Here is a 26,954-nt window from a genome sequence, read left to right on the forward strand (position 1 = left end):
GCTCCTCCATAAGGATGAGGTCACAGGGCCTGGGACGGTTCCCATTTCACGGGGCCTGTCCTTCCCGCCCCGTGCCCTGGCTCTGACGGGCGGGCCGCAGTCGCAGGGTGAGGATCTGGAAGGGCCGCAGCTCGATCTCCGGCGGGGCCTCGCGCAGCGGGCGTTCCAGCAGGTCGGTCACCTCGGCCCGGGAGAGCGGGAAACCGGCGGTCACCCTCACACGGGCCCGCCCGCCCCGGGACTCGTACAGCCGCACCACCACGTCGCCGCCGCGGTCCTCCGCGAGCTTGACCGACTCGACGGTGACGGCCGGGTCGTCGACGCTCACCAGCGGTTCGGGCGCCGGTTCCGCGGCCCGGCGCAGCGGCAGATTGAGCGCGAGTCCCTCCGCCACGGCGTCCCCGACGCCCGCCCCCGGCAGCAGCGCGTACGTGAACCGGTGCGTGCCGAGATCGGTCTCCGGGTCCGGGCTGTGCGGGGCACGCAGCAGGGTCAGCCGTACGGTGGTGCCGAGTCCGTCGGTGTGCGGGGTACGGGTCACGTCGTGGCCGTACGTCGAGTCGTTGAGCACCGCGACGCCGTACGACTCCTCCGCGACCCGCAGCCAGCGGTGGGCGCAGATCTCGAAACGGGCCGCGTCCCAGCCGGTGTTGGCGTGGGTGGGACGGTGGACGTGCCCGAACTGGATCTCGGCGGCGGACCGTTCGGCCTGGACGTCGAGCGGGAACGCGGCCTTGAGGACCTTCTCCGACTCCTGCCAGTCGACGTCGGTCACGATGTCCAGCCGGCGGCTCGCGGCGGTCAGCCGGATCTCCTGGGTGATCCGGGAGGAGCCGAAGGCCCGGGTGACGCGCACGGTCGCCCGCAGCGGCCCGCTCTCCACCAGCTCCACCGACTCGGCGGACGTCAGGTCCGTGTGGGTGCGCCGGTAGTGCCGGTCGATGTCCCAGGCGTCCCAGGCGTTGGGATGGTCGGGGTGGAGCTGGAGCAGATTGCCGGGACCGCACAGCGCCTCCCGGCCGTGCGCGAGATCCTGTACGGAGGTCAGCAGCCCGTCGGCGTCGATCCGTACCCGCAGCCGGTCGTTCTCCAGCACGATGACGCCGTCGTCGTGTTCGGCCCGGACCGTGGGTCCCGGCCCGGTGGAGACGGCGGCGCCGCCCAGCCCCGGCACCGTGACCAGCGCGTCCCCGACCACCTCGGTCCGCTCGTACGGCGAGGCGTTCAGGACCACCGGCGAGCCGGACCCCAGTGCCCGTACCGCCTCCGCGGTGATCTCCTCCAGCTCGGCGAGCACCCGCGCGTACGTCTCGCGCGCCTCCCGGTGCACCCAGGCGATCGAGGAGCCGGGCAGGATGTCGTGGAACTGGTGGAGCAGCACGGTCTTCCAGAGCCGGTCCAGGGCGTCGTACGGGTAGCTGTACGACGCATCGCGCACGGCGGCCGTCGCGCACCACAACTCGGCTTCACGCAGGGCGTGTTCGGAGCGGCGGTTGCCCTGCTTGGTCTTGGCCTGCGTGGTGTAGGTGGCCCGGTGCAGTTCCAGGTACAGCTCGCCAGACCACACCGGCGCGTGGGCCCCGTACTCTTCCTCGGCGGCCGCGAAGAACGCCTCCGGCTTCTCGATCCGGACCGTGGGCGAGCCCTCCAGGGACCGCAACCGGCGTGCCTTCTCCAGCATTTCGCGCGTCGGGCCGCCCCCGCCGTCACCCCAGCCGAACGGCACCAGTGAGCGGGTCGCGATGCCCTTCTCCGCGAAGTTGCGCTCCGCGTGGGCGAGTTCACCGCCGTGGAACTGGGAGTTGTAGGTGTCCACGGGCGGGAAGTGGGTGAAGACGCGGGTGCCGTCGATGCCCTCCCACCAGAAGGTGTGATGGGGCATCTTGTTGGTCTGGTTCCAGCTCAGTTTCTGGGTGAGGAACCAGCGGACGCCGGCGAGCTTCGCCAGTTGCGGGAAGGCGGCCGTGTAGCCGAAGGAGTCCGGCAGCCAGATCTCCTCGGTCTCGACCCCCAGTTCCTCCCGGAAGAATCGCTTGCCGTGCACGATCTGCCGGGCCAGCGCCTCGCCGCCGGGCATGTTGGCGTCGGACTCCACCCACATCGACCCCACGGGAGCCCAATTGCCTCGCCGCACGGCCTCCTTGATGCGCTCCCAGATGTGCGGCTGGTGCTCCTTGACCCAGGCGTACTGCTGCGCCTGGGAGCAGGCGAAGACCAGCTCCGGGTAGTCGAGGGCCAGCGCGGTGACGTTGGCGAAGGTCCGGGAAGCCTTGCGGACCGTCTCGCGCAGCGGCCACAGCCACGCCGAGTCGATGTGCGCGTGTCCGGTCGCCGAGACGCGGTGCGCGCTGGCCGACGCGGGCCGCGACAGCACCTCCGTGAGCTCGGCCCGTGCCGCCGCGGCCGTGCCGGACACGTCGTGCAGATCGAGGGCGTCGAGCATGTTCTCCAGGGCGCGCAGGATCTCGTGCCGGCGCGGCCGCTGCGGATCCAGTTCGTACATCAGCTCCGAGAGGACCTCGGTGTCCAGGACCAGATGCCACACGTCCTCGTCCAGTACGGCGAGGTCGGCAGCCGCGAATCGGTAGATCGGCCCATCCCCGGCGGTCAGGACGTCTCCCATGCGGGTGGGCTCGAAGCCGTGCAGGACGGCGGGGTTCGCCGCGGCCTCCAGCAGCAGGCGCACCGCCTCGCCTCCCCTCGCCGGTGCCCCGACCGTCAGGTGGCGGTTGCGCGGGTGGATGCCCTTGAGGGGGATGCCGGCGGGGTCGTACAGCAAGCCCTCCGCCTGGAAGCCGGGTCCGTCCCCGGTGAACCCGGGGTCGATCACCACCTCCACGAGGCGGCCCGCCCATTCCTCGGGCACCCGGCCCTCGATGCGGAACCAACTCGTCGACCAGGGCTTTCCCCAGGCCGTGCCGGTCGTGAAGGGCTCGTAGGAGGCCTGGAGCGCCTGCCCTACGGGCACCGGCTCGCCCGGAGCGTGCCACGCGGAAAGCGCGAGCGGCACCCGGTCCCCGTACTGCGCGGGGCGCAGGAACTGCCGCAGCGCGCGTTCCAGACGGGCCTCCACCAGCGAACGGTCGTCGTGCACGGCGGCTCCTCGGTGCTCGGGCGGCTCTGTCGAACCCTTCACTTCCCCGAGCGTGGCTCGCGCACCCGTGCCCGTACGGGGGCTGGTTGGTGATTCGGCATGACTGTCACGTTCTCGAAGAGGGCATGGATCCCGTGAACGTGTTCGAGCAGAGGGGAACCGACATCGGCACGCAGGCGGGGGTCATGAAGCGGCAGGCACGAGGAGGTGGTCCCATGGCCAAGGGGGCCTGCTCCACCGATCGAGTGGAGGAAGCATCCGACGGGGCGATGGACGAACCGGACGGCGCGCAGCTCCGCCGCCGGCTGGGCAAGGCGGATCTTCGGGCGGTACCCGAGGCGCGCAGGGCGCTGAGGGAGCACTTACGGCAGTGGGGGAAACCGGGCAGGGCCGAGACGGCGGAGCTCCTGACCAGTGAGCTCGTCACCAACGCGCTGATCCACACGGACGACGACGCCGTCCTGACCGCGACGATCGGACCGCGCGGACTGCGCGTGGAGGTCCGGGACTTCGTGGGACGCAGGCCCCGGCTGTGCGTACCGAACGCCGACGGCGGTACGCACGGCAGAGGTCTCGTCCTCGTCCAGTCCCTGGCGGACGCGTGGGGCGTCCGGTCGCACGGGGTGGGCAAGGCGGTGTGGTTCGAACTGAACGGCGACGCGGTGTAGGAACACCGCGTCGCCGTTGTCGTGTCCGGGCGGCTCAGCCGAACTGCTGTTCAAGGTCCTTGAGCTTGCGCTCCAGGGAGTCGAGCCGGGGCAGGGCCATCGTGTCGTCCTCCGTGGTGAGGTCGACGGTGATCGGCTCAGTGCCCTTGCGGACGGGGGTGAGGGAGGGCCGCGATCGTACGGGCAGCTGCTCCGCGGTGGATATGGCAGGCTCCGTGGAGGCTCCGGCGGGTGCCCGCTCCACGGTGGTCTCCAGTTCCCGGGCGGCGCCGCGGCCGGGGAAACCGCGGTGACCACGGCTGAGCGCCTTGAGGTGCGCTCGCTCGACCCGCTCTTCGTTGCGGCGGCGCAGCCGGTTCTGCTCCTTCTGGCGCCGGTCCTCGCGCACCTCGTCCACGGCCTCGTCCAGGGACCGGACGTTCTCCAGGAGCATCAGTGACCACGCGCTGTAGGTCTCCCGGGGGGCGCGCAGCCAGCGGACGATACGGATCTGCGGCAGCGGCCGCGGGACCAGGCCCTGCTCGCGCAGGGCGGCCCGACGGGTCTGCTTCAGGGCCCGGTCGAACAGGACGGCGGCCGACAGGGACATGCCCGCGAAGAACTGCGGAGCGCCGGCGTGGTCCATGCCCCGGGGCGCGTGCACCCAGTTGAACCAGGCCGCGGCACCGGCGAAGGTCCACACGAGTATGCGGGAGCCGAGCGCCGCGTCACCGTGGCTGGCCTCACGCACCGCGAGGACGGAACAGAACATCGCCGCCCCGTCCAGGCCGAACGGGACGAGGTACTCCCAGCCGTCGGAGAGGCCGAGGTTCTGCTGGCCGAAGCCGACCAGGCCGTGGAAGGAGAGTGCCGCCGCGACGGCGGCACAGCAGAACAGCAGGACATAGGAGGCCGTGCCGTAGACGGCCTCCTTGCGCCTGCGGCGTTCCTCGGTGCGCTCCCACGAGTCGTCGCTGCTCGCGCTGTCCCCGGACCGCTTGCCGCGTGCGAGCACCGCCACCGCCGCCAGCAGGCCCAGGAGCAGAACGGCGCCTGGAAGCAGCCAGTTCAGCGATATGTCGGTCAGTCTCATCGGGGGGTCCCTTGCATTGGGATAGGGCGTAACGCCCGCCATAGTGGCCCAACCGCATCGGCCCTCAGGGGGTTTCGGGGCAAGAGGCCGCCAAGGAAGTGCAAGAAGGCGCGCAGGGCGACCTTCTGCTCGAACTGCCGCGCGAGGGGCGGGAGTTGAGTGCGATTAAGACCACCCATACGGATGGTTCCGCGGAAAGGTCCCGTGACACGTGAGGAATGTGTGAAGTACCTGTGATCCGTGGACGGGCCTCGTCCGCCGCTCAGGTGCTCCGGGGGTGCCGCGGCTGGTTCCGCTCCGCGCCCGGGGAGGCGTACGGTCGCGCTCGCGCCCCGGTCGGCCCGCCCCGGGCGTCTCAGCGCGCGTCGGCGGTGGTCAACTGGGTGACCCGGGCCGCGTCGCAGGTGCGCGGACAGGTGGCGCAGGTGTCCTCGGGGCGCACGGTGTAGAAAAGGCAGCAGCTCACCCGGTCCCGGGTGGGCAGGGACTCCCCGTCGGGACCCGTCAGTTCGCGGAAGGCCGCCGAGCCGACGTACGGCCGGGTCGAGTCCGGCAGCAGCAGCTCCAGCTCGCGCATCGCGCGCCGCTCCTCGCCGAACAGACCGGCGACGTACCAGAGGCCCTCGACTGTCTCGTCCGTGGCCATGCCCCACAGTGCCCGGCCGCGCCGTCGCATGCGCGGCCCGAATCCGCCGAGGACGGGCTCCAGGTGCTCGGCCACCGCGGCGCGCACCTCCGCGCGCAGCGCCTCCTCGTCCGGCACGACCCGGGCGCCCGGCAGGTCGGCGGCCGGGTCGTCCGGCAGACAGGCGAACGTGGTGATCCGGACGGCCATCCGGCCTTGCTCCCGCTGGAATGTGACGTCCTCCACAGGCAGGCGGGGCACCCGGCGCAGGAGGAACCACGGCACGGTGATCAGCAGGCAGGCCGGCCAGGCGTACCGGTGCAGTCCGAAGCCGGCCACCACGTCGGGCCGTGCCCGCGTCGCGTAGTCCCGGAGCACCTGGTCCTCGTCCCAGGCGAGAAACGCGTCGAGGTCCGGCCCGCCCTCGGCGAGCCGGGCGGCGGCGGCCCAACCCGGGCCCCGCGGGGCCGCCTCATCCGCTCCCAGCTCGATGACGCCCAGGTCGGGGAAGACCTCGCTCAGCCGTGCGTAGGCGTCGGCGAAGGGCGACACGGCGGCGGCCGGCGCGCCTCGACCGGCAGGAACGACCGGGGCCGCCGGGGCGGTCGTGGCGGTGTCGGCCGACAGCGTGGGAGTGGACATGCGAAACCATCGCTTCACGATCGTTAGCAGGTAAGCCTTACCTTACCCTGTCGGCCGGGTGTTTGAACTGGGGCCGTGTGCGCCTATCGTGCTTGACGGACCAGTAACCATCGACGTCTTGACCCCCGTACCGACGACCCGGAGGAGGAACCGTGGAGCAGACCGGTCCGCGCGGCGCGCACGGCTCCGCCGGGGCGTGGGTCCCGGACGCCGACCCGGGCGCCTTCCGGGTCCCGCAGCAGGCGGGGCCCGCGGACGCGGGACGGGTCAGGGGAGTGCCCGCGGGTGTCGCCGGCGACGGTCCCGGTGCCGAGCCGGCCGGCGTTCGCCCCGTGGCCCTGGCCTCGGCCCGCGGTGAGCACACGCACAGCGAGACGCCGATCCCGCACCCGCGCGCCGAGGACACCCGCGCGTCCGTCCGTACGGACGACGCCCGCCCCGCCGCGAACCCCGAGAACGTCAGGCCGGCACCCGCCGACGCGACGCGCCCCGCCGGACGGCCGGAGAACGACGGTCCCGCCCGCGCGGACCGGGCCCGGCCGGGAGCGGACGCCGGGAGCGCCCGTCCCGCGCACACCGAGGAGACCCGTCCGGCCGTACGCGAGCCGAACGTCCGGCCCGTGTACGCCGAAGAGGCCCGCCCCGCCGCCCGCGCGGAGGCGGCCCGCCCCGTCGTGCAGCGCTCCTCCGTCCGGGGGCAGATCCTCGACGCCCTGCGTACCGCGCTCGTCGCGGGTGAACTCGCTCCCGGCGAGGTGTACTCGGCGCCGGCGCTCGGCGACCGCTTCGGGGTGTCGGCGACGCCCGTCCGGGAGGCGATGCAGCAACTCGCCCTCGAAGGCGCCGTCGAGGTCGTCCCCAACCGGGGCTTCCGCGTCATCGAGCGCGGCATCCGGGAACTGGCCGAACTCGCCGAGATCCGGGGCCTGATCGAGGTCCCGGTGATGCTCCGGCTCGCGCGTACGGTGCCCGCCGCCCGCTGGGCCGAGCTGCGTCCGCTCGCCGAAGCCACCGTGCGGGCCGCCTCCTCGGGCTGCCGTGCGACCTACGCGGAGTCCGACCGGTCCTTCCACCGCGCGGTCCTGGCCCTCGCGGGCAACGCGCAGCTGGTGCGCATCGCCGACGATCTGCACCGGCGCGCGCAGTGGCCGCTCGTCGGCGGTCCCGTCTCCCGGGGCCGCGCCGACCTGGTGGCCGACGCGGCCGAACACACCGCGCTGCTGGACGCGTTGATCGCCGAGGACCTTTCGGTCGTCCAGGCGCTCGTACGGGAGCACTTCACCGGCGCGCCCTGACCCGTCTCGGGCACGGCACCTCGCCGGCCTCGACGGCCCGGCGCCTTCACCGACGCCGCCCGCCGCCTCGCTCGCCCGTCCGTTCCGCTCCGGCGACCCGAACGCACCGGGCCGGAGCCCCGGTTTCCCGCACGGGTGCGGCACCCCGGGCCCTCGGGAGCCTTCCGGTACCCGGGCGGGTGCCGTCATGCCGGAGGGGTGCCCGCCGGAAGCCCGGTGGGCACCCCTCCGGGTGGTGTCACGTGTTCAATGGTCCACAGGGTCAGGCCGTCGCGGCGGGCGGTGCCGGGGTCAACTGGTCCGCCAGCCACAGGGGGACGCCCCCGAGCAGCCGGAACAGCCGTCCCGCCTCCGCCCGCAGCCGCGAGGCCTCCGGCTCGGCCTCGGTGTCGGCGAGCGACGCCAGCGCCGGCGCCGTACCGACCAGGTAACCCAGCTCCTCCCGGATCCGCAGGGATTCGGCGAAGCCGTGCCGGGCCTCCGCCAACTCCCCTTCCCGCAGGGAGATTCCGGCGAGATGCCGCCAGGTGAAGGACAGCAGCAGCGCGTCGTTCTGGGCGGTCGCGCCCGCGTGTGCCCGCCGGTAGGCGGCGCGGGCCGCCTGCGGGGCGTGCGCGAGGTTCTCGGCGAGCAGCCCGCGCCGGAAGTCCAGCAGTGCCCGGCCGGGCGCGCCCGGCGCGAGCAGTGCCGCGGCCCGGCCGAGCGCCGCACGCGCCTCGTCGGCCCGGTCGCGCACGCCCAGCAAGGTGGCGGCGTAGGCGAGTTGGCCCCGCTCGCAGGCGGCCGCGCCCCGCTCGTCGTCGCTCTGGGCCAGCGCCTCGGCCGTGCGCAGCGCGTCCTCCGCCTCGGCCCAGCCCTGCTCGGTGTAGAGACACCGCTCGACCAGGAGCGACGCTCTCTGGAGCGCCGGCCCCGCCGCGTGCGGCTTGATCAGCGCGGCCGCGTCGGCCCAGCAGGCGCGCGAGCGCAGCCGCCATACCGCGGTCTGGAGTGGATCGTCCCCTGCAGTCGTTCCGGTACCAGACATGGCGGTATGCGCCACGTTGCCCTCCCCGAGCACGCCATTGAGCTGTTGAGTGGTGGCATCTCAGCACGGATCACCGGGCCCGGCCAAGAGGGTGGGTGAAGGATTTCACAAAGTCATCGGTCCCGTGCCGGGCCGCCCGGGCTCCTGGGGTCAGCTCATCCGCAGTGCCAGGAAGAAGTCCAACTTGTCTTCGAGGCGCGACAGATCACGACTCGTCAACTGCTCGATACGGCCGACGCGGTAGCGCAGCGTGTTGACGTGGAGGTGCAGACGGGCCGCGCAGCGCGTCCAGGAGCCGTCGCAGTCGAGGAACGCCTCCAGGGTCGGGATCAGCTCCGCGCGGTGCCGGCCGTCGTACTCGCGCAGCGGGTCCAGCAGGCGGGCGGTGAAGGCGCGGCGCACGTCGTCGGGGACGAACGGCAGCAGCAGGACGTGCGAGGCCAGCTCCTGGTGCCCGGCCGCGCAGACCCGGCCGGGGCGGGCCGCGGCGACCCGGCGGGCGTGCCGCGCCTCCTCCAGGGCGCCGCGCAGCCCCTCGGCCGAGTGGACGGCCGCGCTGACGCCGATGGTGAGCCGGCCGTCGTCGTTCAGACCGGCCGACAACGGCTCCCGTACGGCCGTCAGCAGTGTGTCGGCGTGCAGACCGGGCTCGGGGCCGTCCTCGTCGGTGGAGACCGCCGGAAGGGGGACGAGCGCGACCGCCTCCGCACCCGTATGGGCGACGGCGATCCGGTCGGAGAGCTCGGGCCCCGGCGACAGCGGGTCGACGAGGATCTCCTCCAGCAGCGCCTGGGCGACCGGGCCGCCCTCGACCTCGCCGCCGTCCCACTCGACGCGCGCCACCACGACCTGCCAGTGCGGGGCCGCGCCGAGGCCCGGCAGCAGCACCGGCGCCGCGACCCGCAGCCGGGCCGCTATCTCGGCGGGCGCGGCCCCCGCCTGGACGAGTTCCAGGACTTCCTGCGCGAGCCGTCGGCGCACCGTGCGCGCCGCGTCCCGCCGGTCCCGCTCCACCGCGATGAGCTGGGTGACGCCCTGGAGCAGGTCGAGCCGCTCCTCGGGCCAGTCCCCGGCGTCCGCCTCGACGGCGAGCAGCCAGTCGGACAGCACCGTCTCGCGGACGTCCCGGAAGGCGCCCGGGGCGCGCCCCGGGGAGCGGACCGGGAAGAGCGAGTACATCGCCGGGCCGACCGTCACCCGGTGCGGTCCCCGGCGCCCGGAGCGGACCGCCGTGAGATGCGCCGCGGCCAGCTCGGCGCGGGTACCGGCGGGCAGCGCGCCGCCCGCGAGCTTCGAGCCCGCGATGGGCCGTCCGGCGGGCGACAGGACCCAGGCGCGCAGGTCGAGGTCGGTGCCGAGGAGGTCGAGGACCACGTCGGGGCCGCCCCCGGCCGGGCCCGAGGTCATCATCCGCCGGTGCCGCTCGACCACGGCGGCCAGGTCTCCGGCGCGCTCGCCCGAGACCTGGCGCACGACGTGCTCGGTGATCGTGGCGAAGGCGACCGACTCGTTCACGGCGAACAGCGGCAGCCGGTGCCGGGCGCAGGCCACGACCAGGTCGTCGGGGATGTCGCCGAGCTCCGCCTCACCCGCCGCCAGGGCCGCGACCCCGGTGCTCACCAGGATGCGGACGAACGGCTCGGAGTCCTCGGCGTCGTGCCGCCAGGCGAGGCCGGTGAGGACCAGTTCGCCGCCCGACAGGTAGCGGCTCGGGTCCTTGAGGTCGGTGGTCATCACACCGCGTACGGTGCGGTCCAGCTCGTCCTCGCCGCCGAGCAGCCGCAGGCCCAGCGCGTCCGTGTCCAGCAGTGCGCGCAGCCGCATCTCGTCGCCGCCGTTCTTTGTCTCGAAATCTACGATGGATCGGTGAAGGGCCCGTCGGTCTCCCGGGCTCCGCGGAGCTGTCCGTGGGTTCCGGGAAGCCGGCGGTACCGGCCCCTGGGCCTTCGGCCCCCGGAGTGCCGTGTCCCTGTTTGCACAGGGGTGTGTTCCTGTGTCCGGAGGACCGGCCCCCGTTTCCGGGGGACCGGCCGACTGTGTCCAGAGGACCGGGCGACTGTTTCCGGAGGAAAACGAAGAGGTTGCCGATGGCCTCGGTTCATACGAATCTACAAGATGCGCGCGCTGGCCAGCGAACTCCTTCATGGTTTCGGTGACTGACCCCGGTGCCGGACACCACGGTGTACTGACCCCACTCCGCTGTTGAGACCTCATGACCGAGCCGAGGACGCCGCACCCGATCTGGCTTGATCACAACACCCACGACACGAATGAAGAGAGCCACTCATGGACTTCCTTCGCCCCGCCAGTTGGGAGGAGGCGCTCGCCGCCAAGGCCGAGCACCCGACCGCTGTGCCGATTGCGGGTGGCACCGATGTGATGGTCGAGATCAACTTCGATCACCGCAGGCCCGAGTACCTCCTCGACCTGAACCGCATCGGCGAGCTGAGCGAGTGGGAGGCCGGCGAGAGCAGCGTGCGTCTGGGCGCCTCCGTTCCGTACACCCGGATCATGGAGAACCTGCGCCGTGAGCTTCCCGGGCTGGCCCTCGCCTCCCACACGGTGGCCTCCCCGCAGATCCGCAACCGCGGCGGCGTCGGCGGCAACCTCGGTACCGCCTCCCCGGCCGGCGACGCCCATCCCGCCCTCCTCGCGGCGGGTGCCGAGGTCGAGGCCCAGTCGGTGCGCGGTTCGCGGCTGATCCCGATCGACGACTTCTACACCGGCGTGAAGCGCAACGCGCTCGCGCCCGACGAGCTGATCCGCGCCGTCCACATCAAGAAGGCGGACGGACCGCAGCAGTTCTCCAAGGTCGGCACCCGCAACGCCATGGTGATCGCGGTGTGCGCCTTCGGTCTGGCCCTGCACCCCGAGACCCGTACGGTCCGCACCGGCATCGGCTCGGCCGCGCCGACCCCGGTCCGCGCGAAGACCGCCGAGGAGTTCCTGAACGCGGCGCTCGACGAGGGCGGCTTCTGGGACAACGGCAAGATCATCACCCCCTCGGTGGCCAAGCAGTTCGCCGTGCTGTGCTCCGCCGCCTGCAACCCGATCGACGACGTCCGCGGCACGGCGAGCTACCGCCGCCACGCGGTCGGTGTCATGGCCCGGCGCACGCTCACCTGGACCTGGGAGTCCTACCGCGGCACCGCCGCCCGCACGGAGGGAGTCGCGTAATGCGTGTCAACTTCACGGTCAACGGCCGCCGGCAGGAGGCCGACGACGTCTGGGAGGGCGAGAGCCTCCTGTACGTCCTGCGCGAGCGCCTCGGCCTGCCCGGTTCCAAGAACGCTTGCGAGCAGGGCGAGTGCGGCTCCTGCACCGTCCGCCTGGACGGTGTGCCCGTGTGTTCCTGTCTGGTCGCCGCCGGCCAGGTGGAGGGCAGGGAGGTCGTCACCGTCGAGGGGCTGGCCGACTTCGCCAAGCAGCGGGCGGAGCACGCCGGTTGCGCGACGGGTGCCCGCGACACGGCCGACGCGACGGGCATTTCGCTCGACGAGGCCCAGAGCTGGGCCGCCGAGGGGCACGACTCGCACACCGGCGAGGGCACCGAACTCTCGCCCGTCCAGCAGGCGTTCATCGACGCCGGAGCCGTCCAGTGCGGCTTCTGCACCCCGGGTCTGCTGGTCGCGGCGGACGAGATGCTGGAGCGCACCCCGAACCCGACCGACGCGGACATCCGCGAGGCGCTCTCGGGCAACCTGTGCCGCTGCACCGGCTACGAGAAGATCATGGACGCGGTCCGCCTCGCGGCCGCCCGGCAGTCCGAGGCGGTCTGATCATGGGAACCACCGGAACACCCACGAACATCACGCAGGGCTCCCGGACCAAGGGCGGCATCGGCGAGTCCACGCTCCGCCCGGACGGCACCCTCAAGGTCACCGGCGAGTTCGCGTACTCCTCCGACATGTGGCACGAGGACATGCTGTGGGGCCAGATCCTGCGCTCCACGGTCGCCCACGCCGAGATCGTGTCCATCGACACCTCCGAGGCCATCGCACAGCCCGGCGTGTACGCCGTCATGACGTACGACGACCTGCCCACCGACGTGAAGAACTACGGCCTGGAGATCCAGGACACCCCGGTCCTCGCGCACGGCAAGGTACGCCACCACGGCGAGCCGGTCGCCATCGTCGCCGCCGACCACCCGGAGACCGCGCGCCGCGCCGCCGCCAAGATCAAGGTGGAGTACCGCGAGCTGCCGGTGATCACGGACGAGGCGTCCGCGACCGCGCCCGGGGCGGTCCTCGTCCACGAGGGACGCGACGACCACCACATCGGCCACGTGCCGCACCCGAACATCGTGCACCGCCAGCCGATCGTCCGCGGCGACGTCGAAGCGGCCGCGAGGAAGGCCGACTTCGTCGTCCGGGGCGAGTACACCTTCGGCATGCAGGACCAGGCCTTCCTCGGACCCGAGTCCGGTCTCGCCGTGCCCTCGGAGGACGGCGGCGTCGAGCTCTACGTCGCCACCCAGTGGCTGCACTCCGACCTGCGCCAGATCGCCCCGGTGCTCGGCCTGCCCGAGGACAAGGTCCGGATGACCCTCTCCGGGGTCGGCGGCGCGTTCGGCGGCCGTGAGGACCTGTCGATGCAGATCCACGCCTGCCTGCTCGCCCTGCGCACCGGCAAGCCCGTCAAGATCGTCTACAACCGCTTCGAGTCCTTCTTCGGGCACGTGCACCGCCACCCCGCCAAGCTCACCTACGAGCACGGGGCGACCAGGGACGGCAAGCTCACGCACGTCAAGGCGCGGATCGTGCTCGACGGCGGCGCGTACGCGTCGGCCTCCCCGGCGGTCGTCGGCAACGCCTCCTCGCTCGGCGTCGGCCCGTACGTGGTTGACGACGTCGACATCGAGGCCATCGCGCTCTACACCAACAACCCGCCCTGCGGAGCCATGCGCGGCTTCGGCGCGGTCCAGGCGTGCTTCGCCTACGAGGCCCAGATGGACAAGCTCGCCGACCAGGTGGGCATGGACCGGGTCGCGTTCCGTCAGCTCAACGCGATGGAACAGGGCTCGCTCCTGCCGACCGGGCAGCGCGTCGACTCACCGGCCCCGGTCGCCGAACTCCTGCGCCGCGTCAAGGCGATGCCGCTGCCGCCCGAGCGGCAGTGGCTCTCCGCGGGCGAGGAGGCCGACGTACGGCAACTGCCCGGCGGTCTGTCCAACACCACGCACGGCGAGAGCGTCGTCCGCGGGATCGGGTACGCCGTCGGCATCAAGAACGTCGGCTTCTCCGAGGGGTTCGACGACTACTCGACGGCCAAGGTCCGCATGGAGGTCGTCGGCGGTGTACCGGTCGCCACCGTGCACACCGCGATGGCCGAGGTCGGCCAGGGCGGCGTCACGGTCCACGCGCAGATCGCCCGTACGGAACTGGGCGTCGCCCAGGTGACCATCCAGCCGGCCGACACCCGGGTGGGCAGCGCCGGTTCGACGTCCGCCTCGCGTCAGACGTACGTCACCGGTGGCGCCGTCAGGAACTCCTGCGAGCTGGTCCGCGAGAAGGTCCTGGAGATCGGCCGCCGCAAGTTCGGTACGTACCACCCCGCGTGGGCCACGGCCGAACTCCTCCTGGAGGGAGGCAAGGTCGTCACCGACGGCGGCGAGGTCCTCGCCGATCTCGCCGACGTGCTCGAAGGAGAGGCCGTCGAGATCGAGGCCGAGTGGCGGCACCGGCCGACCGAGGCGTTCGACCTGCGCACCGGGCAGGGCAACGGCCATGTCCAGTACTCCTTCGCCGCGCACCGCGCCGTGGTCGAGGTGGACACCGAACTCGGGCTGGTCAAGGTCATCGAACTGGCCTGCGCCCAGGACGTCGGCAAGGCGCTCAACCCGCTGTCCGTCATCGGCCAGATCCAGGGTGGTACCACCCAGGGCCTGGGCGTCGCGGTCATGGAGGAGATCATCGTCGACCCGAAGACCGCGAAGGTGCGCAACCCCTCCTTCACGGACTATCTGATCCCCACCATCCTCGACACACCGACCATCCCCGTCGATGTGCTCGAACTCGCCGACGACCACGCCCCCTACGGGCTCCGTGGCGTCGGCGAGGCCCCGACCCTGTCGTCCACCCCGGCCGTCCTCGCGGCGATCCGGAACGCGACGGGTCTGGAGCTCGACCGGACGCCGGTACGCCCCGAACACCTCACGGGAACCGCGTAGGCGCCGGACGCATCTCTCCGGGCGGCACCGGGAACGCCACACCTCCCCGAGCCGCCCGGAGCACCCGGTCACCGCACCGCTCGCGGGACCGGGAGCCGCCGGAAAACGGCAGGCAACAGACACATACAGCAGCAGAGTTCCTCTCGTTCCTCATCGTTTCCCACGTTCGTCTCGGGCCGTCCCCCGGGTCGTGCGGCCGAAGCACCTTCCCAAATCCCGCAGCCGCCAACGCGGCTGACCAGCCGTCAGGACGGCTGTCCGGGTGCCCCTTTGAACCTTGGGAGCAGGCCCACATGACCCAGCAGTCACTGGAGCCGAAGACCACCGCGCAGGACGCGGGCGCGGGCAGCCGCGTTCCGGCCGGACGGTCTTGGCTCGACCGGTACTTCCACATAACCCAGCGGGACAGTTCGATCGCGCGCGAGGTGCGCGGCGGCGTCACCACCTTCATGGCGATGGCGTACATCCTGCTGCTCAACCCCCTCATCCTGTCCGGCAAGGACGTGGCGGGGGACGTGCTCGGCCAGAAGGCGCTGATCACCGCGACGGCGTTCGCGGCGGCCTTCACCACCCTTCTCATGGGATTCGTCGGCAAGGTGCCGCTGGCCCTCGCCGCCGGACTCTCGGTGTCCGGGGTGCTCTCCTCGCAGGTCGTCCCGCAGATGACCTGGCCGCAGGCCATGGGCATGTGCGTGATGTACGGCGTGGTCATCATGCTCCTGGTCGTCACCGGGCTCCGCGAGATGATCATGAACGCGATCCCGCTGGCGCTCAAGCACGCCATCACCATGGGGATCGGCCTGTTCATCGCGCTGATCGGCCTGGTCAAGGCCGGCTTCGTGCACCCGGGCAAGGCCACCCCCCTCACCCTCGGCCCCGCCGGCGAACTCGCCGGCTGGCCGGTGCTGCTCTTCGCCGCGACCCTGCTGCTGATCTTCGCGCTCCAGGCGCGCGGCGTCCCCGGAGCGATCCTCATCGGCATCGTCTCCGGCACGGTCGTCTCCGTCGTCCTCGACGCCACCGGTGCCGTCGACCCCGGCCAGTGGGCCGGCGGCGCCCCCGAACTGCACGGCAGCGCCGTCTCGATGCCGGACTTCTCGCTCTTCGGCGAGGTCGAGTTCGGCGGCTGGAGCCATGTCGGCGCCATGACGGTCGGCATGATCGTCTTCACTCTGGTGCTCGCCGGGTTCTTCGACGCGATGGCCACGATCATCGGCGTCGGCACCGAAGCCGGACTGGCCGACGACCGGGGCCGGATGCCCGGTCTGTCGAAGGCGCTGTTCATCGACGGCGCGGGCGGAGCGGTCGGCGGAGTGGCCGGAGCGTCCGGCCAGACGGTCTTCGTCGAGTCCGCGACCGGCGTCGGCGAAGGAGCCCGTACCGGACTCTCCTCCGTCGTCACCGGCCTCTTCTTCGCGGCCTGCCTGTTCTTCACCCCGCTCACGGCGATCGTCCCGGGCGAGATCGCGGCGGCGGCCCTGGTGGTCATCGGCGCCATGATGATGACGAACGCGCGCCACGTCGACTGGGCGGACCGCGCCACCGCCGTCCCGGTCTTCCTGACGGTCGTGATCATGCCGTTCACCTATTCGATCACCGCGGGCGTGGCGGCCGGTGTGATCAGCTACGTCGTCGTCAAGATCGCCCAGAGCAGGGCCCGGGAGATCGGGGCCTTCATGTGGGGGCTGACCGCGGTCTTCTTCGTCTACTTCGCGCTCCACCCCATCGAGGGCTGGCTGGGCGTCCGCTGACGCCGAGCCCCTTCCACGCAACCGCTGTCAAGGAGACCGAGACATGCTGGACATCGCCGAAGAACTGCACCGGTGGGTCGAGCAGGGCCGCGACTTCGCCGTCGCCACCGTGGTGGCGGTCGGCGGCAGCGCGCCCCGCCGGCCGGGCGCCGCACTCGCCGTCGACTCCGACGGCACGGCGATCGGCTCGGTCTCGGGCGGTTGCGTGGAAGGAGCGGTCTACGACCTGTGCGCGCAGGCGCTGGACGACGGCGAGACCGTCCTCGAACGCTTCGGCTACAGCGACGACGACGCCTTCGCGGTCGGCCTGACCTGCGGCGGCGTCATCGACATCCTCGTCACCCCGGTCCGCTCGCGCGACACCGCCCGCCGGGCGGTGCTCGCGGCGGCCCTGGCCGGCGCGGCGCGCGGCGAGGCGGCGGCGCTCGCCCGCGTCGTGGGCGGGCCCGCCGAGCTGATGGGCCGGGCCCTCGTCGTACGTCCCGACGGCTCCCACGAGGGCGGCTTCGGCGCCCACCCCGGACTCGACCGTACGGTGGTGGGCGAGGCGGCGGCCCTGCTGGATGCCGGCCGCACCGCCACCGTGGAGATCGGAGAGCAGGGCTCTCGTTGCGGAGCGCCGCTCACGGTCCTGGTGGAGTCCTCGGTCCCGCCCCCGCGCATGATCGTCTTCGGCGCCATCGACTTCGCCTCGGCGCTGGTCCGCATGGGCAAGTTCCTCGGCTACCGGGTGACGGTGTGCGACGCCCGCCCGGTCTTCGCGACGGCGGCCCGCTTTCCCGAGGCGGACGAGATCGTCGTGGAGTGGCCCCACCGCTATCTGGAGCGCGCTGAGGTCGACTCCCGCACCGTCCTGTGCGTCCTCACCCACGACGCCAAGTTCGACGTGCCGCTGCTCCGGCTCGCGCTGCGGCTCCCGGTGGCGTACGTCGGTGCCATGGGTTCGCGCCGCACGCACCTGGACCGCAACGAACGGCTGCGCGAGGTCGGCGTCACCGAGATGGAGCTGGCCCGCCTCAGGTCGCCGATCGGCCTGGACCTGGGAGCGCGGACCCCCGAGGAGACGGCGCTGTCGATCGCCGCGGAGATCGTGGCCGACCGGCGCGGTGGAAGCGGGGTCTCCCTCACCGGGGCGCACACCCCCATCCATCACGACACGCCCCCGGTCACGGCGCGGCGGATCGGGTCGGTGGCCTGAGGGCCCGCCTCCGGGCCGTTCCGCTGTTTTCGCGCGGGTTCTTCCGTGCCCCGTATTGACGTGCGTCCGCCTCTCGGCAACCCTCCTGTGGGAGCGCTCCCGCAAGTCCCTCGTGACCGTTGCGACCCCGGAGTGAACCTGTATGAGACGACGCACCCCCACGTGGCTCGCCGCACTGACCGTAGGGCTGGCCGCCCTCTTCGCCGTACCCCCGGCACAGGCCGCACAGGGCGCGCAGGCCCCCGGCCACGCGCAGGCCCCCGGCCACGGACGGTCCCTCTACGTCCCTGACGCCAACCCGGACGCGTACCGCCAGGCCCTCGGCCTCGCCCGGGCCGGCCGGCTCCACGACGCGGCGGGCATTCTGGCGATGGTGAACACCCCGCAGGCCGTGTGGTTCGGCGACCAGACACCGGCCGAGGTGGAGAAGCAGGTCCGCGCGGTGGTGCGCGACGCGGGCCGTGACGGCGCGATTCCCGCGCTGGCGCTGTACGACATTCCCGGCCGGGACTGCTCCAACTACTCGGCGGGCGGCGCCGCGAACACCGCGGAGTACGAGGCGTGGATCGACGCGGTGGCCCGCGGGATCGGCCGCGGCGACGCGATCGTCACCCTCGAACCCGACGCCCTCGCCCTGCTGCCCTCCGACTGCGGCCAGGACGACGCGCAGGGCACGAGGACGGCCGCGCGCTACGCCGAGGTCAACTACGCGGTCGACGCCCTGGAACCCCTGCGCGGGACGAAGGTCTATCTCGACACCGGGCATCCGGGCTGGCACTCCGTCAACTCCATCGTGCCGCGCCTGATCGAGGGCGGGGTGGCACGGGCCTCCGGCTTCTACACCAACGCCTCGAACTACCAAACCGACGACGCCAACTCCTGGTACGGCAAGCTCATCTCGTCCTGTCTGGCTTACGCCGACAGCGGCGGTGACGTCGCTCAGTGTCCCAACCAGTGGTGGCCGCGTGCGGACGCGCAGGCCTGGATCGACGCGAACGTGTCGGCCCCGCCCTCCCGGATGAAGCACTTCGTCACGGACTCCAGCCGCAACGGACGCGGCCCCTGGACCCCGCCGGCGGGCACGTACACGGATGCCCAGGACTGGTGCAACCCGCCGGACCGCGGCCTCGGCGCCCGGCCCACGCTGCGCACCGGCGACCCACTCCAGGACGCCCGGCTGTGGATCAAGACCCCCGGGGAGTCGGACGGCCTCTGCCTGCGCGGAACGGCGGGGCCCGAGGACCCCGAGCGCGGCACGGTCGACCCGAAGGCGGGCGACTGGTTCCCGCAACAGGCCCTGGAACTGTCCCAGTTGGCCGAACCGCCGCTTCTTCCGGGAGGCTGAACTACTCCCGCCCCAGCAGCCCGTCCATCGCCCGTCCGAACATCCACCGCGCCGACCACCCCAGCGGGCGGTCGGCGCGGGCGGGCAGGCCGCGCACGCTCAGGTCCTCCCGCCAGACCACCCGTGAACCGCCGCCGTCCGCCGGGTGCACCTCGAACTCGGCCCAGCCCGTGACGAACGTGCCGCGCTTGGCCAGCCGGCACGTTCCCGGGCCCGAGCCGCCCGGCGGGCTCCACCCGACGACCTCCATCGGGTCGTCGAACGCGAGCGGCCCGAGCCCCGAGCGTGCCACGAAGACCGTGCCCTCCCGTGTCGGCGCGGGCGTGCGCACGCTGACCCGGGTCAGCGGGACGACGTCCGCGTGCCGGGGCCAGTCCGTCAGCCGCCGCCAGCTCTCGGCGACGGAGTGCCGGGACACGCGTTCCAGGACGAAGAGGACCACGGCACGATCGTAGGCGCCGGAAGGCCGCGGATCATCCGCGAACCCGCCCTCGTCCGGTGCTCACTCGGTGCCGGACCCGTCCTCCGGTCGTCGTTCCCGCCCCGGTCCGTGGCCGGGGCGGTGCACACCGGCGGTGCGGCTCACGAGCAGGGCCATGGCCATCAGCCGGCGCCAGTCCAGGGTGGGGTGGACGGCGGGGACGCCCGGACGCTTCCTCGGGACGCGTACGCGCAGCACGCCCGGTTCGACGCGGCAGCGCACCGGGGTGGGCAGGACCATGGCCTCGCCGTCGATGCCGGCTTCCAGCTCCTCGCTGTCGCCGGTCACCACCACCTCGCGCGCCGTGAGGACGGACAGGCCGTGCGGGGCGGGGGAGAGCAGCAGGGCGGCGGCCTCGACCGCGCTGTCCACCTTGACGCCGAGAACACCGAGCAGCCCCGAGTCCAGCCGCTCACGCCGTCCGAGGCCCGCCGGATCGTTGGTGCGGTACGGGTTGTTGCTCACCAGCACCGCCTGCGGTGCCACGAGGGTCGTGCCGGCGGCGTGGGCGCTCAGCTCGGGTCCGCGCTGGCGGGTGAGCAGGTCCGGAAGGAGTTCCAGGATCGTGCCGATCTTGTCGTCCCGGTAGGCGGGATCCTGGACGACGGCCGCGTACGCGCCGAACGAGGCGTTGTTGACGAACGGGTGCGTCCCGGCGAAGCCGAGGTCCACCCGCAGTTCGACCCCGTTCGTCAGCGCGTCCAGGCAGGTGGACGGGTCGTCGCGGTCCAGGCCGAGGTCCATCGCGAAGTGGTTGCGGGTGCCGGCCGAGACGACGAGGAAGGGCAGCCCGTGTTCGGCGGCCACGGCCGCGACGAGCGCCTGCGTCCCGTCGCCGCCCGCGACGCCCAGCAGGTCCGCTCCGTCGGCGACCGCCTGCCGGGCCAGTTCGGTGACGTCCTGGTGCTGCTCGGGGTCGAGGAGCACCACGCGGGCGCCGAGCCGCTCGGCCTTCTCCACGAGTCCGAAGCGCTCCACCTTGCCGCCGCCGGACCGGGGATTCATCAGGACGAACGGCCTTCGCGGCGGCGGGGTGCGGTGCTCCTTCATGGGCCGGACCCGGCCGCGGGCGCTGCGCAGCGCGTACCGGCCGCACCACACGGCGATGATCCACAGCACCGGGGACAGCAGCAGGGTCCACAGCAGCGTGAGCGCGAGGACCACGACGACGGCGAGCGGGAGGACGACCGCGAGCAGACCCGCGATCCAGCGCACCGCGCCGCGCCGGGTCAGCGCCCACCACAGCGCCGCCGCCGCGACGGCCATGGCGGCGAGGGCGGCGAGCAGGAGCAGGAAGCCGCGTACGCCCCCGAAGGCGAGCGGCAGCGCCACGGCGAGCGCCGCCGCCGCGAGCGCGGCTCTCGCCGCCCACCGTTCTCTGGCCGGCGGCCCCGTCTGCGTGCTCATCGTGCCTCCACCGGTCGGTCCGTCCGGCGCCGCGGTCGCCGTCCGAGAGAAGCACCGCCGCGCCGATCACGCGAACCGGATGCCCGTGCGGCGGACGTCCATGTCCGATCTGCCGGGACAGCCCTCACAGGGTCAACCTGTCACGAGCCGGGCTCCGGGGCCACGAGGCGGCCTGTGTCCCGGTCCGTTTCCTGGCTCGCGTCCCCTCCCGTTCCGCGCCCGGAGGCCGGGAGGGCGGCGGGATCCGCCCGCCGCGCCGAAGGGCCCGGGCGGGTACGTGCCTTTGGCGGGATCAGCGCGCCGTGCCCGGCTCCGCACTCGACCACCGCGCGGACCTGTTCGCCGCAGTCCGCGTGCACCACTTCCAGCGGCGGCCCCTCGGGGTCCGCGGTGTAGCGGTCGCCCCACTGCTTGAGGGCGATCATGGCGGGCCACAGCTCCCAGCCCTTGCGGGTGAGCCGGTACTCGTGCCGGGTGCGGCTGCCGGGCTCGCTGTACGGCACGGAGTCCAGGATCCCGGCCGCGACCAGCTTCCGCAGCCGGTCCGCCAGCACGCTCTCGGAGAGCCCGACATGGCGCCGGAAGTCGTCGAAACGCCGTACGCCGTTCATCGCGTCCCGCAGGACCAGCATCGACCACTTCTCGCCGATCAGGTCGAGGGTCCGCTGGACCGTGCAGTTCTCGGTACTGGTGTCGAGCCACGTCATGCGCCCCATCGTAGGCTGACTGTGAGATTGACAGCCAGGTGGCGCGCTGGCTAGCTTCTGTCGTACCAGCTGACTTCGAAAAGCAGAGCCAGAGGGCCGAGGCGGGAGAGCGGGAGAACCATGGGCAGGTCTCGTACGTACGACTGGGAGGACCCGGCCGTCACCGCGGCGGCCGTCGCCCGCTACAGCGGCCTCGAATTCCTCCGCGAGATGCAGGCCGGACGGCTCCCCGCGCCGCCGATCTCCGCGACCGTGGGCATGACCCTGGACGAGGTCGAGCACGGCCGGGTGGTCTTCTCCCTGGTTCCGGGGGAGGAGCACTACAACCCCATCGGAAGCGTCCACGGAGGCGTCTACGCCACCCTGCTGGACTCCGCCGCGGGCTGTGCGGTGCAGTCCGTGCTGCCCCGGGGCACCGGGTACACCTCGCTCGACCTGAACGTGAAGTTCCTGCGGCCGGTCACCGTGGACACCGGCGGGATCCGCGCGGTCGGCACCGTCCTCAACAGCGGCCGCCGTACGGCCCTCGCCCAGGCGGAGCTCTTCGACGCGGCAGGCCGGCTGCTCGCCCACACCACCAGCAGCTGTCTGCTGTTCCCCGTCTGACCCGCCGCTGCTCTCCGTCCGCCCGCCGCGGTTCCACCGGGCCGACCGGGGCCTCCGGGACTACCGTGGCGGCGTATGAGGACCAGCCTGCCGAGACTGCCCCTGGACGCCGTGCCGCGCCTGATCGTCGCGGTGATCCTCGGTGCCGTGGTCGGTGTGGCCGTCGGGCTCTCGAACGACGTCTTCCTGGGCTCGCTCGTCGGGATCGCGGTGACGGAACTGTCCTTCGTCCTCGCGGGCTGGGCGGTGCTGTGGCCGATGACGCCCACGGCCACCCGCGACAACGCGCGCCGCGAGGACTTCCGCCCCCTGGCCGACGAACTCGTGGTGGTCGCGGTCGCCCTGTGCGGGCTGGGCGCCATCGTGCTGCTGCTCCTGCGCGGCAGCCGCTCCGACCAGGGCCACGCGGGGGCCGTGACCGCCCTGTGCGGAGTGTTCCTGGCCTGGGCCGCCCTGCACCTGATGTACGCCACCCGCTACGCCTACGTGTACTACGAGGCGAACGGCGGCATCGACTTCAACACGGACGAGCCACCGGCGTACCGCGACTTCTTCTACTTCAGCTACAACCTCGGGATGACTTACCAGGTGTCCGACACCGGCGTCTCCAGTCCGGGGATCCGCTCCATCGTGCTGAGGCACTGCCTCCTGTCGTACGTGTTCGGCACCAGCATTCTCGCCACGGCCATCAACGTCGTCGTCGGACTCGTGAGCGGCTGACACCACCACGCGCGGTCCGTTCTGGTGCGGTTTGCCCCGGGACGAAGCAGGATGGGGGAAGCACCGACCGGTCCGTGCGCGACGGGACACCTCCGCGTCCCCTCACGACGGACACCTCCGCGTCCCCCGAGGAGAGCGACCCTTGGCCGAGCCACAGGCTGTGATCTCCCGACCGGCCAGGGCCACCGTCTTCCTCGTGGCCACCATCACGCCGGGGCACGAGGGCACGGTCCGCGGCCTCCTGGAGGACGTCTCCGGACTGCGCCGCTCCGTCTCCTTCCGGGCTCCCGACGGCGAACTCGGCTGCGTCGTCGGTGTCGGATCGGCGGCCTGGGACCGGCTGTTCGACGGACCCCGCCCCCAACAGCTGCACCCGTTCGTGGAGTTGACGGGCAGACGCCACCGGGCCCCGGCCACGCCGGGAGACCTCCTGTTCCATGTGCGGGCCCGCCGCGATGACCTCTGCTTCGAACTGGCCCGGCTGATCATGGAACGGCTGGACGGCGCGGTCACGGTGGTCGACGAGGTCCATGGATTCAAGTACTTCGACGACCGCGACCTGCTCGGCTTCGTCGACGGCAGCGAGAACCCCGAAGGCCCCGCGGCCGCCGACGCCGTGCTCATCGGCGACGAGGACCCCGGCTTCGCCGGCGGCAGCTACGTGATCGTCCAGAAGTACCTGCACGACCTGCGGACATGGAACGCGCTGCCGTCGGACGAGCAGGAGAGGGTCATCGGGCGTACGAAGCTCGCCAACGTCGAACTCCCCGACGACGTCAAACCGGCCGACTCCCATGTCGCGCTCAACACCATCACCGGCGAGGACGGCGACGAACGCAAGATCGTGCGGGAGAACATGCCGTTCGGCACCCTGGGCGAGGGCGAGTTCGGCACCTTCTTCATCGGCTACGCCCGCACCCCCGAGGTGACCGAGCAGATGCTGCGCAACATGTTCCTCGGAGACGGCCGGGCCTCGCACGACCGCATCCTCGACTTCTCGACCGCGATCACCGGATGCCTCTTCCACGTGCCGCCCGCCGGCTTTCTCGACGACCTCCCCGCCGCCCCCGGCGAGCGGGAGGCGGACGAGAGCGCGGCGGACCCGTCCGCAGCCGGCGAGCGCGTGGTGGCGGACGGCTCGCTGGGGATCGGCAGCCTCAAAGGAGTCCGAACATGACGACCGCACCCGACGCCACCGCCGCCGGAACTGCCGGGACCGGCAAGCTGCACCGGGAACTCGCGCCCATCACGCCCGCCGCCTGGAACGAGATCGAGGACGAGGCGCGCCGCACGTTCCGGCGCAATCTCGCCGGCCGCCGCGTCGTCGACGTCACCGGCCCCGACGGCCCCGAACTCGCCGCCGTGGGGACCGGCCACCTGTCCCGCGTCGACGGACCCTCACCCGGTGTCGCGGCCCGGCTGCGCCGGGTTCAGCCCCTGGTCGAGCTGACGGTGCCGTTCCGGGTCAGCCGTGACGCCGTCGACGACGTGGACCGGGGCGCCAAGGACTCGGACTGGCAGCCGGTCAAGGACGCGGCCCGCACCATGGCGTTCGCGGAGGACCAGACCGTGTTCAACGGCTACGCGGCGGCCGGAGTCGACGGTCTTCGCGCCCGTACCTCCAACCCCGTGCTCCGCCTTCCCGCGGAGCCCCGCGACTTCCCCGACGCCGTCAGCCACGCCCTGAGCACCCTGCGGCTGGCCGGAGTGCAGGGCCCGTACACGCTGCTGCTGGGCGCGGAGGCGTACACGGCGGTCAGCGAGACCTCCGACCACGGCTACCCCGTCACCGCCCACCTCGGCCGGCTGCTCGACGGCCGGCTGATCTGGGCCCCCGCCGTCGAGGGGGCCTTCCTGCTCACCACCCGGGGCGGCGACTACGAACTGCGCCTCGGCGAGGATCTCGCCATCGGCTACACCGCCCACGACGCCACCGGCATCGACCTGTACTTCCGGCAGACCCTGACGTTCCTCGTCCACACGGACGAGGCCGTGGTGGCGCTCGACCCGTGGACGGGCGCGAACACGGACATGGATATGGACATGGACACGAACATGGACATGGGCGCGGACAGGGGCGGAGGCTGATCCCGCCGGGGGCGCGGGCGTTCCCGGGGCGGGGCGGCCTTCCGCGCGGGTCAGCGGGCCGGGCCGTATCCGTTTTCCGGCGGTCGCCAACGGCCCCTTCCCCTCGGCGAGTTCCCCCTTCTCCGGGGAAGATTCGCAGGCCAGGCCGTTAAAGGCACGGATGCCCGCTCCGGTTGCGGAGCAATAGGTGCCGCGAAATGGTGGAAGGACTCGATGCCGCACCGGGAGCTGACCATGTCGATGTCGTCCTACGGTTTCGGCTCGTCCGACCCCTTCGGTGAACTGCTGAACCGCTTCTTCGGGATGTCGCCCGCGTCGTCTCCTCCGGCGGTGCAGCGCGTGCCCATCGGACGGCTGCTGACGGAGTCCTCGCAGGAGCTTCTGAACCTGGCCGCACAGCGGGCCCAGCAGGACGGGACGTCGGATCTCGACACGGAGCACCTGCTGTGGGCCGCGACGAAGGTGGAACCCGCCCGCTCCCTGCTGGCCCGCGCGGAGCTGGACCCCGACGCGCTCGCCGCGCAGCTGGCCGAGGTCCTCCCCCGGGAGAGCAGCGAACCTTCCTCGGAGCCGGGCCTGACCCCGGCGGCCAAGCGCACCCTCGCCGCCGCGTACGCCCGCTCGCAGGCGACCGGGGTGTCCTACATCGGCCCCGAGCACATCCTCGCCGCCCTGGGGGAGGACGATCCGGCGCAGATCGTCGGGCATCTCCTCGACCGGAGCGAACGCCGGGTGCGCGCGCAGGGCATGAGGCTGGAGGTGACCGAGGCGGCCAAGAAGCTGCTGACGGCCCACGGTCATCAACCGGAGTTCGGTGCCCACCCGCCGAGGCGCACGATCCGGACGGAGCTCGACAACGGCATCGCGGAGCTGCTGCTCGGCGGCGAGGCCGAACCCGGCGACACGATCGTCGCCGATGACCGCGACGGCTCCGTGCGCTGCACGGTGCGCAAGGGCCGGGGACGACAGCGCCCCGGACGCGGGACCTTCGGGCGGGAGCGCGGAGCCCGCCGGAGACACGGGGAACGAGTGACCGACGCACGACGAAGGACGGGACGGAGGACTCCTGAGACCGAGGGACGTACCCGGGCGCTCGATACGCCGGGTAGTCGTTTGAGGAGGCTGCGCATGACGCACCACAAGTCCAACCGGGCTGTCGAAGGCGATCCGGAGCACGCCCACAACAGGGGAATGCCCCTGCGGAGCGACGACGACGAACTCCACGCACGTACGGTCCGTGAGCGGCGGGAAGCCGGTCTGCTCGGCGGGCCCATGGAGGATCCCGAAGCCGCATACCGGCGCGAGCGCGTGGAGATCGACCTGGAGGTGGGCTCGGGCCGGATCCCCACGGGCCATGTCACCCGGCGGACCAGGTCCCCCTATCCGCCCTCCAGTTACGGGGATTGAACCCACCGGTTCACCGCGGGGAACGCGCCGGGGACTCCGGGGCGAGGTTCGGGCCGGTGGCGCCGCGGCGCTACCGGCCCAGGGAGACCACGACCACGCTCCGGGGTCCTTCGGGCGCCTGGAAGTCCACGGTGTCTCCCGCCCGGTGGCCGAGGAGAGCGTGTCCGAGCGGGCTGTCGGCCGTGACGAGCGTCCGGTCCAGCACCGCGGCGGTCTCGCCGATCTGAACGGTGTCCGTCGTGCCGTCCGCGAAGCGCACGGTGACCGTGCTGCCCACACCGACCTCGTCCGTGGGCGGCGGGCCCGCCGTGTCCGCCTGGGCGAGCCGTGTGGTGATCCGCGCGATCCAGTCGTCCAGGTGTCGCAGATCGTTCGCGCGCTGCAACTCGTCGGCGGCGTCGGCGTGGTCGCCCACCTCCGCGTCCGAGTTCCGCCGGGTCGCCGCGACCGTTCCGCGTTCGGTGCGGAGGTCGGCGAGTTCCCGCTCCAGTGCCTGCCGGGCGGTCTCGCTGATCGGTGCCGGTTCGCTGGGCATGCCTACTCCCTCGGGGTGCGCGATCAGGGTGAATCGGGGCGCTTTCAGCATATCCGTGTATCTCTGTGTGCTGTTGAGTCGGATCGCGACGCTATGTGATGTGTGGAATCGTGGGTC

General features: G+C 72.3%; 20 protein-coding genes and 2 pseudogenes. 13 read left to right on the top strand and 9 right to left on the bottom strand.

The window, feature by feature from the left end:
• Nucleotides 1-46: 46 nt before the first annotated feature.
• Nucleotides 47-3,094: an alpha-mannosidase gene (locus ACF07B_RS11615; protein ID WP_392178807.1), complete on the bottom strand. Its 3,048-nt coding sequence runs from the start codon at nucleotides 3,092-3,094 to the stop codon at nucleotides 47-49.
• A 269-nt stretch (nucleotides 3,095-3,363) separates the two neighbouring features.
• Between ACF07B_RS11615 and ACF07B_RS11620 the strand changes: the two genes are divergently transcribed.
• Nucleotides 3,364-3,762 (top strand): ATP-binding protein, encoded by a 399-nt coding sequence (locus ACF07B_RS11620; RefSeq protein WP_392179189.1) that lies wholly within the window; start codon nucleotides 3,364-3,366, stop codon nucleotides 3,760-3,762.
• Between the two features lie 34 nt (nucleotides 3,763-3,796).
• Here the strand turns inward: ACF07B_RS11620 and ACF07B_RS11625 are convergent, their stop codons facing one another.
• The gene (locus ACF07B_RS11625) at nucleotides 3,797-4,834 is read right to left on the bottom strand and encodes a DUF2637 domain-containing protein (RefSeq protein ID WP_369482040.1); all 1,038 of its coding nucleotides are present in this window, start codon (nucleotides 4,832-4,834) and stop codon (nucleotides 3,797-3,799) included.
• Between the two features lie 355 nt (nucleotides 4,835-5,189).
• Entirely contained in the window at nucleotides 5,190-6,101 is a 912-nt protein-coding gene (locus ACF07B_RS11630) for a (2Fe-2S)-binding protein (protein ID WP_392178808.1), read from the bottom strand.
• Nucleotides 6,102-6,481: 380 nt separating this feature from the next.
• Between ACF07B_RS11630 and ACF07B_RS11635 the strand changes: the two genes are divergently transcribed.
• Nucleotides 6,482-7,396, top strand: coding sequence for a GntR family transcriptional regulator (locus ACF07B_RS11635; RefSeq protein WP_392179190.1), 915 nt, complete (start codon nucleotides 6,482-6,484; stop codon nucleotides 7,394-7,396).
• A 262-nt stretch (nucleotides 7,397-7,658) separates the two neighbouring features.
• Here the strand turns inward: ACF07B_RS11635 and ACF07B_RS11640 are convergent, their stop codons facing one another.
• Together ACF07B_RS11640 and ACF07B_RS11645 are read right to left on the bottom strand one after the other, a co-directional pair.
• Nucleotides 7,659-8,423, bottom strand: coding sequence for a hypothetical protein (locus ACF07B_RS11640; protein ID WP_384238393.1), 765 nt, complete (start codon nucleotides 8,421-8,423; stop codon nucleotides 7,659-7,661).
• 150 nt (nucleotides 8,424-8,573) lie between these two features.
• Nucleotides 8,574-10,247, bottom strand: coding sequence for a PucR family transcriptional regulator (locus tag ACF07B_RS11645; protein WP_369482037.1), 1,674 nt, complete (start codon nucleotides 10,245-10,247; stop codon nucleotides 8,574-8,576).
• Between the two features lie 462 nt (nucleotides 10,248-10,709).
• Here ACF07B_RS11645 and ACF07B_RS11650 point away from each other — a divergent pair, with 462 nt between their 5' ends.
• From ACF07B_RS11650 to ACF07B_RS11675, 6 genes are all read left to right on the top strand, one after another.
• Nucleotides 10,710-11,600, top strand: a complete 891-nt coding sequence (locus ACF07B_RS11650; protein ID WP_328446793.1) for a xanthine dehydrogenase family protein subunit M — start codon at nucleotides 10,710-10,712, stop codon at nucleotides 11,598-11,600.
• Nucleotides 11,600-12,202 (top strand): (2Fe-2S)-binding protein, encoded by a 603-nt coding sequence (locus tag ACF07B_RS11655; protein ID WP_392178809.1) that lies wholly within the window; start codon nucleotides 11,600-11,602, stop codon nucleotides 12,200-12,202. The genes ACF07B_RS11650 and ACF07B_RS11655 overlap by 1 nt, the downstream gene beginning before the upstream one ends.
• A gap of 2 nt (nucleotides 12,203-12,204) precedes the next feature.
• Nucleotides 12,205-14,592 carry a xanthine dehydrogenase family protein molybdopterin-binding subunit gene (locus ACF07B_RS11660; RefSeq protein ID WP_384238388.1) on the top strand — a complete coding sequence of 796 codons (2,388 nt, stop codon included), beginning with the start codon at nucleotides 12,205-12,207 and terminating at the stop codon, nucleotides 14,590-14,592.
• A gap of 293 nt (nucleotides 14,593-14,885) precedes the next feature.
• Nucleotides 14,886-16,343, top strand: coding sequence for an NCS2 family permease (locus ACF07B_RS11665; protein WP_392178810.1), 1,458 nt, complete (start codon nucleotides 14,886-14,888; stop codon nucleotides 16,341-16,343).
• 43 nt (nucleotides 16,344-16,386) lie between these two features.
• Nucleotides 16,387-17,541 (top strand): XdhC family protein, encoded by a 1,155-nt coding sequence (locus ACF07B_RS11670; protein WP_392178811.1) that lies wholly within the window; start codon nucleotides 16,387-16,389, stop codon nucleotides 17,539-17,541.
• Between the two features lie 142 nt (nucleotides 17,542-17,683).
• Nucleotides 17,684-18,886: a glycoside hydrolase family 6 protein gene (locus tag ACF07B_RS11675; protein WP_392178812.1), complete on the top strand. Its 1,203-nt coding sequence runs from the start codon at nucleotides 17,684-17,686 to the stop codon at nucleotides 18,884-18,886.
• A 1-nt stretch (nucleotide 18,887) separates the two neighbouring features.
• Here the strand turns inward: ACF07B_RS11675 and ACF07B_RS11680 are convergent, their stop codons facing one another.
• The 3 genes and pseudogenes from ACF07B_RS11680 to ACF07B_RS11690 form a co-directional block, all read right to left on the bottom strand.
• Nucleotides 18,888-19,328, bottom strand: a complete 441-nt coding sequence (locus tag ACF07B_RS11680; protein ID WP_392178813.1) for an SRPBCC family protein — start codon at nucleotides 19,326-19,328, stop codon at nucleotides 18,888-18,890.
• 60 nt (nucleotides 19,329-19,388) lie between these two features.
• Nucleotides 19,389-20,774 carry a diacylglycerol/lipid kinase family protein gene (locus ACF07B_RS11685; protein ID WP_392178814.1) on the bottom strand — a complete coding sequence of 462 codons (1,386 nt, stop codon included), beginning with the start codon at nucleotides 20,772-20,774 and terminating at the stop codon, nucleotides 19,389-19,391.
• Nucleotides 20,775-21,025: 251 nt separating this feature from the next.
• Nucleotides 21,026-21,481, bottom strand: a pseudogene (locus ACF07B_RS11690) (winged helix-turn-helix transcriptional regulator); the annotation flags it as partial.
• A gap of 120 nt (nucleotides 21,482-21,601) precedes the next feature.
• Between ACF07B_RS11690 and ACF07B_RS11695 the strand changes: the two are divergent.
• From ACF07B_RS11695 to ACF07B_RS11715, 5 genes and pseudogenes are all read left to right on the top strand, one after another.
• The gene (locus ACF07B_RS11695) at nucleotides 21,602-22,087 is read left to right on the top strand and encodes a PaaI family thioesterase (RefSeq protein ID WP_392178815.1); all 486 of its coding nucleotides are present in this window, start codon (nucleotides 21,602-21,604) and stop codon (nucleotides 22,085-22,087) included.
• Between the two features lie 75 nt (nucleotides 22,088-22,162).
• Entirely contained in the window at nucleotides 22,163-22,807 is a 645-nt protein-coding gene (locus ACF07B_RS11700) for a DUF1345 domain-containing protein (protein WP_392178816.1), read from the top strand.
• Nucleotides 22,808-22,949: 142 nt separating this feature from the next.
• The gene (locus ACF07B_RS11705; RefSeq protein WP_392178817.1) at nucleotides 22,950-23,984 is read left to right on the top strand and encodes a Dyp-type peroxidase; all 1,035 of its coding nucleotides are present in this window, start codon (nucleotides 22,950-22,952) and stop codon (nucleotides 23,982-23,984) included.
• On the top strand, nucleotides 23,981-24,895 hold the full coding sequence (locus ACF07B_RS11710; RefSeq protein WP_392178818.1) for a family 1 encapsulin nanocompartment shell protein: 915 nt from the start codon (nucleotides 23,981-23,983) through the stop codon (nucleotides 24,893-24,895). Before ACF07B_RS11705 ends, ACF07B_RS11710 begins: the two co-directional genes overlap by 4 nt.
• 234 nt (nucleotides 24,896-25,129) lie before the next feature.
• Nucleotides 25,130-25,792 (top strand): annotated as a pseudogene (locus ACF07B_RS11715) (Clp protease N-terminal domain-containing protein); the annotation flags it as partial.
• A gap of 580 nt (nucleotides 25,793-26,372) precedes the next feature.
• On the opposite strand, the gene ACF07B_RS11720 reads toward ACF07B_RS11715, so the two are convergent.
• The gene (locus ACF07B_RS11720) at nucleotides 26,373-26,837 is read right to left on the bottom strand and encodes a GreA/GreB family elongation factor (protein WP_392178819.1); all 465 of its coding nucleotides are present in this window, start codon (nucleotides 26,835-26,837) and stop codon (nucleotides 26,373-26,375) included.
• Between the last annotated feature and the right edge of the window lie 117 nt (nucleotides 26,838-26,954).

Source organism: Streptomyces sp. NPDC015532 (assembly GCF_043078065.1).
Taxonomy (GTDB): Bacteria; Actinomycetota; Actinomycetes; order Streptomycetales; family Streptomycetaceae; genus Streptomyces.